The sequence below is a fragment of the Klebsiella sp. RC2 genome, from assembly GCF_014192815.1.
Taxonomy (GTDB): Bacteria; Pseudomonadota; Gammaproteobacteria; order Enterobacterales; family Enterobacteriaceae; genus Klebsiella; species Klebsiella variicola.
On record NZ_JACHYL010000005.1, the window covers coordinates 326,707 to 341,323 of the forward strand.

The 14,617-nt window shown below is 58.2% G+C and carries 14 protein-coding genes and 5 tRNA genes; 14 read left to right on the forward strand and 5 right to left on the reverse strand.

All coding sequences use genetic code 11. The features are described 5' to 3' along the window. Positions 1–2: 2 nt before the first annotated feature. The 5 genes from gutM to FHW76_RS17625 form a co-directional block, all read right to left on the reverse strand. Positions 3–362 (reverse strand): transcriptional regulator GutM, encoded by a 360-nt coding sequence (gene gutM, locus FHW76_RS17605; protein ID WP_023323169.1) that lies wholly within the window; start codon positions 360–362, stop codon positions 3–5. Positions 363–486: 124 nt separating this feature from the next. Further along, positions 487–1,266, reverse strand: a complete 780-nt coding sequence (gene srlD / locus FHW76_RS17610) for a sorbitol-6-phosphate dehydrogenase (protein ID WP_012540782.1) — start codon at positions 1,264–1,266, stop codon at positions 487–489. A gap of 12 nt (positions 1,267–1,278) precedes the next feature. Next, the gene (gene srlB, locus FHW76_RS17615) at positions 1,279–1,641 is read right to left on the reverse strand and encodes a PTS glucitol/sorbitol transporter subunit IIA (protein ID WP_008806160.1); all 363 of its coding nucleotides are present in this window, start codon (positions 1,639–1,641) and stop codon (positions 1,279–1,281) included. A gap of 13 nt (positions 1,642–1,654) precedes the next feature. After that, positions 1,655–2,626, reverse strand: coding sequence for a PTS glucitol/sorbitol transporter subunit IIB (locus tag FHW76_RS17620; RefSeq protein ID WP_012540783.1), 972 nt, complete (start codon positions 2,624–2,626; stop codon positions 1,655–1,657). Beyond that, on the reverse strand, positions 2,623–3,186 hold the full coding sequence (locus FHW76_RS17625; protein ID WP_183476865.1) for a PTS glucitol/sorbitol transporter subunit IIC: 564 nt from the start codon (positions 3,184–3,186) through the stop codon (positions 2,623–2,625). Before FHW76_RS17625 ends, FHW76_RS17620 begins: the two co-directional genes overlap by 4 nt. 276 nt (positions 3,187–3,462) lie before the next feature. On the opposite strand from FHW76_RS17625, the gene mltB reads away from it, so the two are divergent. From mltB to FHW76_RS17695, 14 genes are all read left to right on the forward strand, one after another. Next, positions 3,463–4,542, forward strand: a complete 1,080-nt coding sequence (mltB, locus tag FHW76_RS17630) for a lytic murein transglycosylase B (protein WP_012540785.1) — start codon at positions 3,463–3,465, stop codon at positions 4,540–4,542. A 790-nt stretch (positions 4,543–5,332) separates the two neighbouring features. Next, the gene (locus FHW76_RS17635) at positions 5,333–6,043 is read left to right on the forward strand and encodes a metal ABC transporter ATP-binding protein (RefSeq protein ID WP_012540787.1); all 711 of its coding nucleotides are present in this window, start codon (positions 5,333–5,335) and stop codon (positions 6,041–6,043) included. Continuing rightward, complete coding sequence (locus tag FHW76_RS17640) at positions 6,040–6,903, forward strand: metal ABC transporter permease (protein WP_008806155.1); 864 nt, start codon at positions 6,040–6,042, stop codon at positions 6,901–6,903. The genes FHW76_RS17635 and FHW76_RS17640 overlap by 4 nt, the downstream gene beginning before the upstream one ends. Positions 6,904–6,910: 7 nt before the next feature. Then, entirely contained in the window at positions 6,911–7,789 is an 879-nt protein-coding gene (locus FHW76_RS17645) for a metal ABC transporter substrate-binding protein (RefSeq protein ID WP_016161684.1), read from the forward strand. Positions 7,790–7,927: 138 nt separating this feature from the next. Next, positions 7,928–8,425, forward strand: a complete 498-nt coding sequence (gene pncC / locus FHW76_RS17650) for a nicotinamide-nucleotide amidase (RefSeq protein ID WP_012540790.1) — start codon at positions 7,928–7,930, stop codon at positions 8,423–8,425. Positions 8,426–8,515: 90 nt separating this feature from the next. Further along, the gene (gene recA, locus FHW76_RS17655; RefSeq protein ID WP_004205686.1) at positions 8,516–9,574 is read left to right on the forward strand and encodes a recombinase RecA; all 1,059 of its coding nucleotides are present in this window, start codon (positions 8,516–8,518) and stop codon (positions 9,572–9,574) included. A gap of 70 nt (positions 9,575–9,644) precedes the next feature. Continuing rightward, on the forward strand, positions 9,645–10,145 hold the full coding sequence (gene recX, locus FHW76_RS17660; protein WP_008806152.1) for a recombination regulator RecX: 501 nt from the start codon (positions 9,645–9,647) through the stop codon (positions 10,143–10,145). Positions 10,146–10,396: 251 nt separating this feature from the next. After that, positions 10,397–13,024 carry an alanine--tRNA ligase gene (gene alaS / locus FHW76_RS17665; protein WP_012540791.1) on the forward strand — a complete coding sequence of 876 codons (2,628 nt, stop codon included), beginning with the start codon at positions 10,397–10,399 and terminating at the stop codon, positions 13,022–13,024. Between the two features lie 364 nt (positions 13,025–13,388). Then, the gene (gene csrA, locus FHW76_RS17670; RefSeq protein ID WP_000906486.1) at positions 13,389–13,574 is read left to right on the forward strand and encodes a carbon storage regulator CsrA; all 186 of its coding nucleotides are present in this window, start codon (positions 13,389–13,391) and stop codon (positions 13,572–13,574) included. Positions 13,575–13,896: 322 nt separating this feature from the next. Then, positions 13,897–13,989: transfer RNA gene (locus FHW76_RS17675), tRNA-Ser, on the forward strand. A gap of 4 nt (positions 13,990–13,993) precedes the next feature. Then, positions 13,994–14,070, forward strand: a tRNA-Arg gene (locus FHW76_RS17680). 150 nt (positions 14,071–14,220) lie between these two features. After that, positions 14,221–14,297 (forward strand) — tRNA-Arg (locus tag FHW76_RS17685). 56 nt (positions 14,298–14,353) lie between these two features. Further along, a tRNA-Arg gene (locus FHW76_RS17690) sits at positions 14,354–14,430 on the forward strand. Between the two features lie 96 nt (positions 14,431–14,526). Beyond that, positions 14,527–14,603 (forward strand) — tRNA-Arg (locus FHW76_RS17695). The last annotated feature ends 14 nt before the right edge of the window (positions 14,604–14,617 follow it).

Genomic DNA, 14,617 nt, shown 5'->3' on the forward strand with positions numbered 1-14,617 from the left:
AATTATGCATGTTTCGGATTAAGCGCTAATGATAGTGCATTCTGACAGAGCGGATCATTGGGAAAGATCACATCAGGCTGCAATTCCTCGAGATGTTTACCGCTAAGCGTGGGGATTTTTTGCGGACTGGCGAAGACGGTGAGGCCCTTCATCAACAGCGTATCGCAAATACGATCGTTTTCATCGACGGCGATAGCGACAATCGCGCGTGGTTTAAAGCGCCCGGAGGAACGGCCGACGCCAACGCGGCCCTGCTGGCAAAGGCTATCAAAAGCGCGATTGAAGCGGCGAATTTGCCAGCCGCCGAAAGCCAGCTGAGTCAGCCAGGCGATAGCGGCGACGGTGATTAATGCGGTAACCATAATGTCTCCTGAAGGTGGGGTACCGGGTAAAACCCGGGTACCGTTTTTTGTCGGGTGGCGGCTAGCGCCTGACCCGACCGACATTTTTGTAGCCCGGATAAGCGCAGCGCCATCCGGGAACCTTTTAAAACATCACCTGGCCGCCGGTAACGTTAATTGACTGACCCGTGCAGTACGACGCCTGCGGGCTGGCGTAAAACATCAACACGTTCAGCACATCCTGGTAATCGCAGCCGCGTTTCAACGGCACCTTATCGATGTAGTACTGCTCGACTTCGCTCTCATCAATGCCGAGCTTGGCGGCGTACTGCGGCAGCAGCGACTGGAACATCGGCGATTTCAACAGATTGCCGAGCATCAGCGAATGGACGGTAATACCGTACTCCGCCAGATCCAGCGCCAGCGACTGGGTCAGCCCGACGCCGCCGAACTTCGCCGCGCTGTAGCCGGAGTTGTGCTTACTGCCCACTTTGCCGGACTTCGAGTTGATCTGAATGATGCGACCTTTAATGCCATCGCGGATCATGAGCCGCGAGAACTCGCGGGCGCAGAGGAAATAGCCCACCAGGTTCACCTGCAGCGAGCGGTCGAAATCCCCCAGCGCGAAGTCGCTAATAAACGCCGCTTTGGCAATCCCGGCGCTGTACACCAGCAGATCGACGCGCGTGAAAATCTCATCCACCCCGTGAGCCAGGGCAGTGACGCTGGCTTCGCTGGTGGCGTCGGCGCCGAAGCCGTATGCCGTGCCTTCGCCATATTCAGCGTTGATCTCCTGGGCGACGCGGCTGGCTTTTTCACTTTGAATATCGACCACCGCCACGCGGTACCCCTCGGCGGCCAGACCGCGGCACAGAAACTCTCCTAAGGTTTGTCCGCCACCAATGACAACAGCAACCTGATTCATCTTTCTCTCCTTCTAAGCAACAAATTTCAGTACGCAGCCGGTCGCGATAGCATCCGGCACCGGGCCGGCGACGTGAACGGTTCCGGGAAACTCCGCTTCACGATGGCCGTCGAAGCGCAGGGTGATGTGGCCCAGCTCGCGCAGGTTTTGTTCGGCGACCTCGCCGACGGCGGTCACCGGATAACGCCTGTCGCCGAGCTGCAGCTCTGCGCCCGGCGTCAGGGGGCCGGCAAGCTCGCCGTGGTTGTGAATAAAGCAATACTCTTCGATATCCGCCGGGGCGCCCTCGCGGAAGGTGATCAGCATCTGCTCTTCCAGCGCCATCGTCGCGCAGGCGCCGATGCGGGTAATGGTGGTGTGGTAAATGACGGTCATCTTCAGGAACCTCTTACTGGTAAATAAATCCGGAAACGAACCACGCGATCAGCACGGTTGGCGCGCCGGTGAGGAAGCGGCTGACCAGCACCGACGGCACGCCGACGCGCACGGTATCCTGACGGGCCTCGGCCAGCGACAGGCCTACCGGGATAAAATCGCAGGCGGCCTGGGCGTTAATGGCAAACAGCGCGGGCAGGGCGAGGTGCGGTGGAATGTTGCCAAGGCCGATCTGGACGCCGATCAGCACGCCGATGACCTGGGCGATAACGGCGCCGGGGCCGAGAAACGGCGACAGCAGCGGGAAGGAGCAGATCAGCGCCAGGGTCACCAGCCCCAGCGGATGGCTGGCAAGCGGCGCCAGGCCGTGGGCAATCCAGTCGCCGATGCCGGAGGCCATGATGATGCCGATCAGCGCCGAGACGAAGGCCATAAACGGCAGAATGGTTTTCAGCACCGTGTCGATGGTGTCGCGTCCGGCCTGGAACAGTACCGCCACCACCGATCCCATCCCCATCCCGACCTTCGCCAGCAGGCCGTCGCTCTGTTCGGTGATCTTTTTGCTGGCGTCATAATCGCGGCCCGCGGCAGGGAGTGGTTGCGCTGCCGTCTCGCCGCTATCTTCCAGCAGTTTGATGTTCTCTTCTTTCACCCCGGAGACGTAAATATCCTCGACGATATACTGCGCCAGCGGCCCCGATTTGCCGGTGGCATGGATATTCACCGTAGGGATACGGCGCTTGGGATAGAGCCCGCAGCGCAGGGTACCCCCACAGTCGATAATCGCCACGCCGATGTCGCTTTCCGCCGGTTCGCCCTCTTTAAAACCGTCCACCGCCTGCCAGCCGGTCAGGCTGGCGATGCGGTCAACGATCGCCGGGCGGGTGCCGGCGGTGATATAGACGATCTTTTTGCCCTCGACGACGTCGAGTTCAAGGGGGCCGCCCCAGCCGCCGGTGCCTTTCTCAATACGAATGCGGGTCATGATGTCGCTCCTGACAGATGCACTTTCCGGGCAAGCTGAATCGCCATTTTTTTCTCGAAAATAGAGGTGGTCAGGTCGGTGACCCAGCCGCGGAAGAAGTTGGTCACCAGCCCAACCAGCAGATAGCTCACCGCCAGGGGACCAAGCGGCAGGCCAAGCGTGGTGAGGCCGTTGGCGATGCCGAGATAAACAAACAGCTCGCCGGGGTTGATATGTGGAAAGAGACCGTTCATCGAGTGGCAGCTATAGGACGCCGCCGCGTAATAGCTGGGCTTGTACTTCTCTGGCATAAAGCGGCCGAGACTTAAGGTCATTGGGTTACAAAAAACGAAGGTGCCGATGCAGGGCAACAGCAGATAGCGGGAGATCGGATTTCCGGCGCAGCGCTGCGCCAGTTTTTCGATCCGCTGCTGGCCGATAAAGTTGATCAGCGCGTTCATGATCACCAGCAGGCTGAGCAGTAAGGGGAGGATCCCGGTCACCATGCCGGTAAATACCTCGCCGCCTTTCTGAAACAGGCCGATAAACCACTCCGCGCCGTGGGTAACGACGTCAATCATTGTTCTCTCCTTCAGCGTGTTATTTTTCTTGCTAATTGCAGGCTGATTTTAATCATTTTGAAAGGTTTTAAAGTGTTAAATGGATCGCAAAATGAAAGATAAATATTTTATTTTGAAAGTTTGAAGACAAGAGGATGAAACGATGAGGCGCATGGCAGTATGTAGGGAAGGGGCGATGAAGGACTATTTTGTCTACAAACGGATTGTCGCTTTCTTGTTGGTCGTCGCATGCTTTACCATAATTATCCCTTGCTGAATTTGTTAAACGGAATTCCCATGTTGAAGCGTCGCTATCTGGCTTTACTTCCCCTTTGTGTGCTCCTCGCTGCCTGCAGCAGCAAACCCAAGACCCCCGCGGAAACGGAGATGGCGAGTGGAACCGGCGGCTTTTTGCTGGAACCGCAGCATAACGTGATGCAGATGGGCGGCGACTTCGCCAACAATCCGGCGGCGGCGCAGTTCATCGATAAGATGGTGGCGAAGCACGGCTTCGACAGACAGCAGTTGCAGGAGATCCTGTCGCAGGCTAAGCGCCTGGATTACGTCCTGCGGCTGATGGATCGTCAGGCGCCGACCGGCCTGCCGCCGACCGGGCCGACCGGCGCCTGGCTGCGCTACAAGAAACAGTTTATTACCCCGGATAATGTGCAGAACGGCGTGGTGTTCTGGAACCAGTATCAGGATGCGCTGAACCGCGCTTATCAGGTTTATGGCGTGCCGCCGGAAATCATCGTCGGCATTATCGGCGTGGAGACTCGCTGGGGCCGGGTGATGGGCAAAACCCGTATCCTTGATGCGCTGGCGACCTTGTCGTTTAGCTACCCACGCCGCGCCGAATATTTCTCTTCGGAGCTGGAAACCTTCCTGTTAATGGCGCGCAGCGAAAGCGACGACCCGCTGGATCTGAAAGGCTCTTTCGCCGGGGCGATGGGTTACGGCCAGTTTATGCCGTCCTCCTATAAGCAGTATGCGGTCGATTTTAACGGTGACGGCCATATCAACCTGTGGGACCCGGTGGATGCCATCGGCAGCGTGGCCAACTACTTCAAACAGCATGGCTGGGTGAGCGGCGATCTGGTGGCGGTGCAGGCGCTGGGCCAGGCGCCGGGGCTGGAGAATGGTTTCAAAACCAAATACAGCGTGTCGCAGCTGGCGGCGGCGGGGCTAACCCCAACCCAGCCGCTGGGTAACCATCAGCAGGCCAGTCTGCTGCGGCTGGATGTCGGCACCGGCTATGAGTACTGGTACGGGCTGCCGAACTTCTACACCATCACCCGCTATAACCACAGCACCCATTACGCGATGGCCGTCTGGCAGCTGGGGCTGGCGGTTTCGCAGGCCCGCGGCGGGTACTGATTTTCATCCGGCTGACAGATTCCGCGCCTCCCCGGATAGCGGCGCGTAGCGCCTTATCCGGGCTACGGTCTGGTATCCGGTTGGTAGCCCCGGTAAGCGCAGCGCGACCGGGGGAGAGTTCAATGACAGCTTGTCACCCATCGGCAACACAGCGGCTACGTTACTGACAGATTTCGAACCTCCCCGGATAGCGGCGCGTAGCGCCTTAGCCGGGCTACGGTCTGGTATCCGGTTGGTAGCCCCGGTAAGCGCAGCGCGACCGGGGGAGAGTTCAATGACAGCTTGTCGCCCATCGGCAACACAGCGGCTACGTTACTGACAGATTCCGCGCCTCCCCGGATAGCGGCGCGCAGCGCCTTATCCGGGCTACGGTCTGGTATCCGGTTGGTAGCCCCGGTAAGCGCAGCGCGACCGGGGGATAGTTCAATGACAGCTTGTCGCCCATCGGCAACACTGCGGCTACGTTACTGACAGATTCCGCGCCTCCCCGGATAGCGGCGCGCAGCGCTTTATCCGGGCTACGATGCGGTATCCGGTTGCTAGCCCCGGTAAGCGCAGCGCGACCGGGGGATGACGCCGGGGAGGCCGCGCTTAACCTCTCGTTTTTTCCCGCCCGCATGCCTCTTGTTGACCTTTGTTACATTTCTGCCCACTGACACTGATTTACATTCTTTTTTCGCTTCTGTATTGTTATGTTATAACATTAAAAGGGGTAAAATATGTTCACATCAGTTTTTATGGCCTCCGGCGCGACGCGCGCGACCATCGCAGGCGTGCTGCTGGTGGCGCTATGGTTAGCGACCTGGTGGGCGGTGGCGCTGCCATGATTGAGCTGGAGCAACTGGTCGCTGGCTATGACGGGGTGGCGATCACCCCACCGTTGAGCGGGATGATATGCCCCGGCAGCCTGACAGCAATCGTTGGCCTCAATGGCTGCGGAAAATCAACGCTGCTGAAAACGCTCGCCGGGTTTCTACCACCGGTCAGTGGCCGCCTGCGCTGGCAGGGGAAACGGCCGGTGATTGGCTGGCTGGCGCAGCGCCATGCCCTCGAGTCGCAGTTTCCTCTCAACGTGCAGGATGTGGTGAGTCAGGGCGCATGGCCCGGCGTGTCGCTGCTACGCGGTCTGGGCGGCGATACCCGGCGACGTATCAGCGCGGTGCTGGAGCGGGTCGGGCTGGCGGGTCTGGCGAAATCGCCGATTGAGGCGCTCTCCGGCGGCCAGTTTCAGCGCATGTTGTTTGCCCGGGTGATGGTGCAGCAGGCGCCGCTGGTGATGCTCGACGAGCCCTTCACCGGCATCGACGAAGCGACCTGCCGGGAACTGATGGAATTGATCCTCGAGATGCATCAGCAGGGGCAGACCATCCTGGCGGTGCTGCATGATAACCAGCGGGTGGCCGACTTTTTCCCCGAGACGCTGCTGCTGACTTCCCAACGCGCCTGCTGGGGCGTCACCCGGGCGGTACTTCCGGCTTTCAGTCATGCGAGGTCGGCATGATCTGGCACACCTTCTTTCAGCCTTTTATTGAATTTGGTTTTATGCGCCGGGCGCTGGTGGTGTGTCTGGCGCTGTCGCTGAGCACCACCATGCTGGGCGTCTTCCTGCTGCTGCGGCGTATGAGCCTGATGGGCGATGCGCTGTCGCACGCCATTCTCCCCGGGGTGGCGGTGGGGTATCTGCTGAGCGGCATGTCGCTGCTGGCCATGACCCTCGGCGGCTTCATCGCCGGCATCGTGGTGGCGCTGGTGGCCGGGTGGGTGAGCCGGCGGACACCGTTAAAAGAGGACGCCAGCTTTGCCGGATTTTATCTGGGATCGCTGGCCCTGGGCGTCACCCTGGTGTCGCTGCGCGGCTCCAGCGTCGACCTCCTGCATCTGTTATTTGGCTCTATTCTGGCGGTCGATCGTGACGCGGCGCTGTTTGTCAGCGGCGTCGCCAGCCTGACGCTGCTGTGCATTGCGCTGTGCTACCGCGGTCTGGTCAGCGAGGCGTTCGACAGCGCCTGGCTGCAGGTGAACCACCCCCGCCTTCCCGCGCTGCTGCATGGACTGTTTCTGGCGCTGCTGGTGCTTAATCTGGTGGCGGGGTTTCAGGTACTCGGCACGCTGATGGCGGTAGGGGTGATGATGCTTCCGGCGGTTGCCGCGCGCTGCTGGGCGCGAACGCTGCCGGGCATTCTGCTGCTGGCGGCGCTCTCCGGCGCACTCTGCGCCTGGCTGGGATTAAGTCTCTCCTGGGCGGCCAGTCTTCCCGCCGGGCCCGCCATCGTGCTGACCGCCAGCGCGCTGTTTTTTATTTCGCTGTTTTTTGGCACGCATAGCCGGCTGCTGATCGGCTGGCGCAAATTGATGGGGTAAGGAAATGATGAAACGTAGTGCAATGGTTGTGGCGCTGGCTTTGGGGCTGATGGCGCAGGGGGCGATGGCAAAAACGCTGAACGTGGTAAGCAGTTTTTCGGTGCTGGGTGATATGGTGCAGCAGGTCGGCGGCGAGCATGTCCATGTCGATACGCTGGTCGGCCCGGACGGTGATCCACACACCTTCGAGCCCTCGCCGAAAGATAGTGCGCTGCTCAGCAAGGCCGACGTGGTGGTGGTCAACGGCCTGGGGCTGGAAGGGTGGCTGGATCGTCTGATTAAGGCCTCTGGTTTTAAGGGCGAGCTGGTGGTGGCCTCGAAAGGCGTCAAGACCCATACCCTTGATGAGGATGGCAAAACGGTGACCGATCCCCACGCCTGGAACAGCGCGGCGAACGGTGCGTTGTATGCGCAGAATATCCTCGATGGTCTGGTGAAAGCCGACCCGGAAGATAAAGCGGCGTTGACCAGCAGCGGCAAGCGCTATATCGAGCAGTTGACGAATATCGACGGCTGGGCGAAAGCGCAGTTCAGCGCCATTCCGCTGGCAAAGCGCAAGGTCCTGACCAGCCATGACGCCTTCGGCTATTTTGGCCGCGCTTACAATGTGACATTCCTCGCGCCACAGGGGCTCTCTTCAGAGAGCGAGGCCAGCGCGGCGCAGGTGGCGGCGCTGATTAAGCAAATCAAAGCCGATGGCGTCCATACCTGGTTTATGGAGAACCAGCTTGACCCGCGGCTGGTGAAGCAAATCGCCAGCGCGACAGGCGCCCAGCCGGGGGGCGAACTCTACCCGGAGGCGCTCTCCGCACCGGGTGGCGTCGCGGATAGCTATGTGAAAATGATGCGTCATAACGTGGCGCTGATCGCCGCCAGCATGAAGTAATCGTGCGATTTATCATCCCGGCATCGCCGGGATGATTCATTTTGGATGTCCCCTCGTAAATTCCACACCTCGTCCCCATATCTCTGTGGAAAGTGCTATCTTTGATGGCCTCTTTATCCAGACCAAAGCGGGGCGATAATGACCGATTCAGAATTAATGCAGCTAAGCGAGAAGGTGGGCCGGGCGCTGAAGGCGCGCGGTGCGACGGTGACCACGGCGGAATCCTGCACCGGCGGCTGGATAGCGAAAGCGATCACCGATATTGCCGGCAGCTCAGCGTGGTTTGAACGCGGCTTTGTGACCTACAGCAACGAAGCCAAATCGCAAATGATCGGCGTCAGCGAAGCGACGCTGCGGGACAACGGCGCAGTGAGCGAACCGGTGGTGGTCGAGATGGCGATCGGCGCACTGCGCGCGGCGCGCGCGGACTATGCCATCTCCGTTAGCGGCGTCGCCGGGCCGGATGGCGGCAGCGACGAAAAGCCGGTCGGCACGGTGTGGTTTGGTGTCGCCAGCGTGAGCGGGCAAGGCGTGACGCGGCGCGAATGCTTTGCCGGAGACCGCGAAGCGGTGCGTCGTCAGGCGACGGCCTATGCGCTCAATCTGCTCTGGCAACAATTTCTACAAAACACTTGATACTGTATGACCATACAGTATAATTGCCTCAACTGAACAAATATTAACGGCGAAGCGAACACGCTTCACCCTGCATGATTAGGAGTAACAATGGCGATCGACGAAAACAAACAGAAAGCGTTGGCGGCTGCACTGGGCCAGATCGAAAAGCAATTCGGTAAAGGCTCCATCATGCGCCTGGGTGAAGACCGTTCTATGGACGTAGAAACCATCTCCACCGGCTCGCTTTCTCTGGATATTGCGCTCGGCGCCGGCGGTCTGCCAATGGGCCGTATCGTCGAGATCTACGGGCCGGAATCTTCCGGTAAAACCACCCTGACGCTGCAGGTTATCGCCGCAGCGCAGCGTGAAGGTAAAACCTGTGCGTTCATCGATGCCGAACACGCGCTGGACCCGGTCTATGCGCGCAAACTGGGCGTGGATATCGACAACCTGCTGTGTTCTCAGCCGGATACCGGTGAACAGGCGCTGGAAATCTGTGACGCGCTGGCGCGCTCTGGCGCGGTTGACGTTATCGTCGTCGACTCCGTCGCGGCGCTGACGCCGAAAGCGGAAATCGAAGGCGAAATCGGCGATTCTCACATGGGTCTCGCGGCGCGTATGATGAGCCAGGCGATGCGTAAGCTGGCGGGTAACCTGAAGCAGTCCAACACGCTGCTGATCTTCATCAACCAGATCCGTATGAAAATCGGCGTAATGTTCGGTAACCCGGAAACCACCACCGGCGGCAACGCGCTGAAGTTCTACGCCTCCGTGCGTCTGGACATCCGCCGCATCGGCGCGGTGAAAGAGGGCGACAATGTCGTCGGCAGCGAAACCCGCGTCAAAGTGGTGAAGAACAAGATCGCCGCGCCGTTCAAACAGGCTGAATTCCAGATCCTCTACGGCGAAGGCATCAACTTCTTCGGCGAGCTGGTTGACCTGGGCGTGAAAGAGAAGCTGATTGAAAAAGCGGGTGCCTGGTACAGCTACAACGGCGACAAAATTGGTCAGGGTAAAGCGAACGCGATCACCTGGCTGAAAGAGAACCCGGCGGCGGCGAAAGAAATTGAGAAGAAAGTTCGCGAACTGCTGCTCAACAACCAGGACTCTACGCCGGACTTCGCCGTTGACGGCAACGACGCAGAAGAAACGGAACAAGATTTCTGATATCGTCTAACAGAGTGATAAAGGGCTGCTTATGCGGCCCTTTTGCATTTCTTAGATTATTGAGGTGCCTGTGACTGAACCTTCATCACGCCGCTCCGGCTACGCCCGCCTGCTGGACCGCGCTATCCGCATTCTGGCCATGCGCGACCACAGCGAACAGGAGCTGCGGCGCAAACTGGCTGCACCAGTAATGAGCAAAAATGGCCCCGAGGCGCTGGACGTCACCCCCGAAGAGCTGGAGCAGGTGGTTGCCTGGTGTATCGAAAACCGCTATCTCGACGATCACCGTTTTGTCGGCCAGTTCATCGCCAGCCGGAGCCGCAAAGGCTATGGTCCGGCGCGCATTCGTCAGGAGCTCAGCCAGAAAGGGATTGCCCGCCAGGACGTTGAACAGGCTATGCGCGAATGTGATATCGACTGGGTGAGCCTTGCCAGGGAGCAGGCGCAGCGTAAATACGGCGAACCGTTACCTTCCGCCTTTACTGAAAAAGTGAAAGTTCAGCGATTCCTGCTTTACCGCGGCTACCTGATGGAAGATATCCAGGAAATCTGGCGAAATTTTGCAGATTGACCCATCGGGGATTTTACTTCGCCGTAAAGAAAACTTATCTTATTCCCACTTTATTCCGTCGGGCCGCTGGTTGTGACAGTACAGACAGCGTCCAGGGCGATTATTCCTTATACACAAAATCATTCAAGCTGCATCAGGGCGGCAAGAGAGAACATCTTCTGGAACGCACGTCAGTTCGGTGCCGGGAGAGCAAGCGCAGCCAGGACAGAGGCGACTTGAAGGATGACGTGTAGCTTGATTTCAGGATAATTATGAGCAAGAGCACCGCTGAGATCCGTCAGGCGTTTCTCGACTTTTTCCATAGTAAGGGACATCAGGTAGTTGCCAGCAGCTCCCTGGTACCGCACAACGATCCAACCCTGCTGTTTACCAACGCCGGGATGAACCAGTTCAAGGATGTCTTCCTTGGCCTCGATAAACGTAATTACTCGCGCGCGACCACCGCGCAGCGTTGCGTGCGTGCGGGTGGTAAACACAACGATCTGGAAAACGTCGGTTACACCGCGCGTCACCACACCTTCTTTGAAATGCTGGGCAACTTCAGCTTTGGCGATTATTTCAAGCAGGATGCCATCAAATACGCATGGGAACTGCTGACCGGTGAAAACTGGTTCGCCCTGCCGAAAGAGAAGCTGTGGGTCACCGTCTACGAGACCGATGACGAAGCGTTCGACATCTGGGCTAACGAAGTAGGCGTTCCGCGCGAGCGTATCATCCGCATCGGCGACAACAAAGGCGCGCCGTTTGCTTCTGATAACTTCTGGCAGATGGGCGACACGGGTCCGTGCGGCCCGTGCACCGAAATCTTCTTTGACCACGGCGATCACATCTGGGGCGGCCCTCCGGGAAGCCCGGAAGAAGACGGCGACCGTTACATCGAGATCTGGAACATCGTCTTCATGCAGTTCAACCGTCAGGCTGACGGTACCATGGAGCCGCTGCCGAAGCCGTCCGTCGACACCGGTATGGGGCTGGAGCGTATTGCCGCCGTGCTGCAGCACGTTAACTCCAACTATGATATCGACCTGTTCCGCGATCTGATCGCCAGCGTGGCGAAAGTCACCGGCGCGACCGACCTGACGAACAAGTCGCTGCGTGTGATTGCCGACCACATTCGCTCCTGTGCATTCCTGATTGCTGACGGCGTGATCCCGTCGAATGAAAACCGCGGCTACGTGCTGCGTCGCATCATTCGCCGTGCGATCCGTCACGGCAACATGCTGGGCGCGAAGGACACCTTCTTCTGGAAACTGGTTGCCCCGCTGATCGCCGTGATGGGTTCCGCCGGTGAAGAACTGAAACAGCAGCAGGCTCAGGTTGAGCAGGTACTGAAAACTGAAGAAGAGCAGTTCGCCCGTACTCTGGAGCGCGGACTGGCGCTGCTGGATGAAGAGCTGTCGAAGCTGAAAGGCGACACGCTGGATGGCGAAACGGCCTTCCGTCTGTACGACACCTACGGCTTCCCGGTCGACCTGACGGCGGACGTGTGCCGCGAACGCAACATTAAAGTTGACGAAGCTGGCTTTGAGGCCGCCATGGAAGAGCAGCGCCGCCGCGCGCGCGAGTCCAGCGGTTTCGGCGCTGACTATAACGCGATGATCCGCGTTGACGGCGCCTCTGAATTTAAAGGCTACGATCATCTGGAGCTGAACGGCAAAGTGACTGCGCTGTTTATCGACGGTAAAGCGGTGGATAGTGTCAGCGCGGGCCAGGAAGCGGTGGTGATCCTCGACCAGACCCCGTTCTATGCGGAGTCCGGCGGCCAGGTGGGCGATAAAGGCGAACTGAAAGGCGCAGGCTTCTCCTTCGCCGTCAGCGACACGCAGAAGTACGGTCAGGCCATTGGTCATATCGGTAAAGTCGCCAGCGGTTCCCTGAAAGTGGGCGACGCGGTGCAGGCCGATGTGGACGAGGCTCGCCGTCAGCGTATCCGTCTGAACCACTCCGCGACGCATCTGATGCATGCGGCGCTGCGCCAGGTGCTCGGCACCCATGTAGCGCAGAAAGGCTCGCTGGTTAACGATAAAGCGCTGCGCTTTGACTTCTCGCATTTCGAAGCGATGAAGCCGGAAGAGATCCGTGCAGTCGAAGATCTGGTCAATGCGCAGATCCGTCGTAACCTGGCTATCGAAACCAACATTATGGATATCGATGCCGCGCGCGCATCCGGCGCCATGGCGCTGTTCGGCGAGAAATACGATGACCGCGTCCGCGTGCTGCAGATGGGCGACTTCTCCACCGAACTGTGCGGCGGGACTCACGCGGCGCGTACCGGTGATATCGGCCTGTTCCGCATCACCTCTGAGTCCGGTACCGCCGCTGGCGTGCGCCGTATCGAAGCGGTAACCGGCGAAGGCGCGATAGCCATGCTGCACGCGCAGAGCGATCAGCTCAGCGATATCGCACAGCTGCTGAAGGGCGACAGCCACAATCTCGGCGAGAAAGTTCGCGCCGCGCTGGAGCGTACCCGTCAGCTGGAAAAAGAGCTGCAGCAGCTGAAAGAGCAGGCTGCGGCGCAGGAGAGCGCAAACCTCTCCAGCAAAGCGGAAGAGATTAACGGCGTTAAGCTGCTGGTCAGCGAGCTGGCCGGCGTGGAGCCGAAGATGCTGCGTACCATGGTTGACGATCTGAAGAACCAACTGGGTTCGACGGTTGTGGTGTTGGCTACGGTCGCAGACGGTAAAGTTTCCCTGATTGCCGGTGTGTCTAAGGATGTGACAGATCGCGTGAAGGCAGGGGAGCTGGTTGGTATGGTCGCTCAGCAGGTGGGCGGTAAAGGGGGCGGTCGTCCGGATATGGCGCAGGCCGGTGGTACCGATGCGTCTGCTCTCCCTGCAGCGTTAGCCAGTGTGAAAGGCTGGGTCAGCGCAAAACTGTAATAACTATAAACGCCTATACCCTAAATAATTCGAGTGGCAGGAAGGCGGCGACGCAGCGAATCCCCAGGAACTTACTCAAGTAAGTGACTGGGGTGAGTGAGGAAAGCCAACACACAGGCAACTTGAAGTATGGCGGGTATAGGTGCCGTAACCTCGGGGAAACGGCACCTTGCGTCATAAGTACTGATAACGATAAAGTCGGGTTGAAATTGTGTATATCGGCTAAACTTAGGTTTAACAGAATGTGATGCCATGACTGCCTTATACCGCAAGGTATTTGTCATCGCTTACTTTTTGGCGTTATATGATGGATAATGCCGGGATACGAGAGACCCGACTCTTTTAATCTTTCAAGGAGCAAAGAATGCTGATTCTGACTCGTCGAGTTGGTGAGACCCTCATGATTGGAGATGAGGTCACTGTGACAGTTTTAGGGGTGAAGGGTAACCAGGTTCGTATTGGCGTAAACGCCCCTAAAGAAGTATCTGTTCACCGTGAAGAGATCTACCAGCGTATTCAGGCTGAAAAATCCCAGCAGTCCAGTTACTAAGGTTTCCGCGCCTCGCTGTTCAGTGAGGCGCATCCCTTCCCGCCGTTATTTTTGCCTTTTTCACTTTTTCCCCTGCGCAATACCGGTTTTCATCACCCTTTGCCGCTTTGGCTGTTTGGCGTTATGCCTGCGTCAGGTCTGATTTCCTGTTGATAAATTGCCCTTTTTGCCGTTTTTGCACGCGAATTGCGTGCGAAGTGTGCAAACGAAAAAAGGTCTCGAAAAAGTGTTTGACTTATAAGTACCAGAAAGTAATATGTGCGCCATCGCAGCGACGAAGAGCAGAAACAAGTTCTTCGAAGCACTCGAAAGAGGCGTGTGTGGTGAGGTGGCCGAGAGGCTGAAGGCGCTCCCCTGCTAAGGGAGTATGCGGTCAAAAGCTGCATCCGGGGTTCGAATCCCCGCCTCACCGCCATTTTGCATCCGTAGCTCAGCTGGATAGAGTACTCGGCTACGAACCGAGCGGTCGGAGGTTCGAATCCTCCCGGATGCACCATCTTCTTTCTGAATTAAGAGAGAAGAACGCTGTGAAAGCAGCGGCCCGCAGTGCGAGGTATAATCGAGTCACTCTACCGATTAGGCCATCATACTCAGTGTGGCAGGTGTTAGTTGTGACACTGACGCGTAGTAAAGCAAGTTTCCCGATGCATCCGTAGCTCAGCTGGATAGAGTACTCGGCTACGAACCGAGCGGTCGGAGGTTCGAATCCTCCCGGATGCACCATTCTTGCCCGATTCTGATTATTCAGATGAATTCTGTAGTAAACTAGTTATTCCGATGCATCCGTAGCTCAGCTGGATAGAGTACTCGGCTACGAACCGAGCGGTCGGAGGTTCGAATCCTCCCGGATGCACCATATTCTCCTTAGTAACAGCAACATTGTTGTTATCTGGTTTGCGAAACCATCGTAAGTGCCAGGAGAGTAACCCCGCAGTAAAATAGCTTTCCCGATGCATCCGTAGCTCAGCTGGATAGAGTACTCGGCTACGAACCGAGCGGTCGGAGGTTCGAATCCTCCCGGATGCACCATATTCTCCTTAGTA

What these genes read in the sequence shown, in the direction of transcription:
- gutM (WP_023323169.1), bottom strand. Translation starts at nt 362, where the DNA reads ATGGTTACCGCATTAATCACCGTCGCCGCTATCGCCTGGCTGACTCAG.
- alaS (WP_012540791.1), top strand. Translation starts at nt 10,397, where the DNA reads ATGAGCAAGAGCACCGCTGAGATCCGTCAGGCGTTTCTCGACTTTTTC.
- FHW76_RS17620 (WP_012540783.1), bottom strand. Translation starts at nt 2,626, where the DNA reads ATGACCCGCATTCGTATTGAGAAAGGCACCGGCGGCTGGGGCGGCCCC.
- FHW76_RS17645 (WP_016161684.1), top strand. Translation starts at nt 6,911, where the DNA reads ATGAAACGTAGTGCAATGGTTGTGGCGCTGGCTTTGGGGCTGATGGCG.
- FHW76_RS17640 (WP_008806155.1), top strand. Translation starts at nt 6,040, where the DNA reads ATGATCTGGCACACCTTCTTTCAGCCTTTTATTGAATTTGGTTTTATG.
- srlD (WP_012540782.1), bottom strand. Translation starts at nt 1,266, where the DNA reads ATGAATCAGGTTGCTGTTGTCATTGGTGGCGGACAAACCTTAGGAGAG.
- FHW76_RS17625 (WP_183476865.1), bottom strand. Translation starts at nt 3,186, where the DNA reads ATGATTGACGTCGTTACCCACGGCGCGGAGTGGTTTATCGGCCTGTTT.
- srlB (WP_008806160.1), bottom strand. Translation starts at nt 1,641, where the DNA reads ATGACCGTCATTTACCACACCACCATTACCCGCATCGGCGCCTGCGCG.
- recA (WP_004205686.1), top strand. Translation starts at nt 8,516, where the DNA reads ATGGCGATCGACGAAAACAAACAGAAAGCGTTGGCGGCTGCACTGGGC.
- mltB (WP_012540785.1), top strand. Translation starts at nt 3,463, where the DNA reads ATGTTGAAGCGTCGCTATCTGGCTTTACTTCCCCTTTGTGTGCTCCTC.
- pncC (WP_012540790.1), top strand. Translation starts at nt 7,928, where the DNA reads ATGACCGATTCAGAATTAATGCAGCTAAGCGAGAAGGTGGGCCGGGCG.
- csrA (WP_000906486.1), top strand. Translation starts at nt 13,389, where the DNA reads ATGCTGATTCTGACTCGTCGAGTTGGTGAGACCCTCATGATTGGAGAT.
- FHW76_RS17635 (WP_012540787.1), top strand. Translation starts at nt 5,333, where the DNA reads ATGGTTAGCGACCTGGTGGGCGGTGGCGCTGCCATGATTGAGCTGGAG.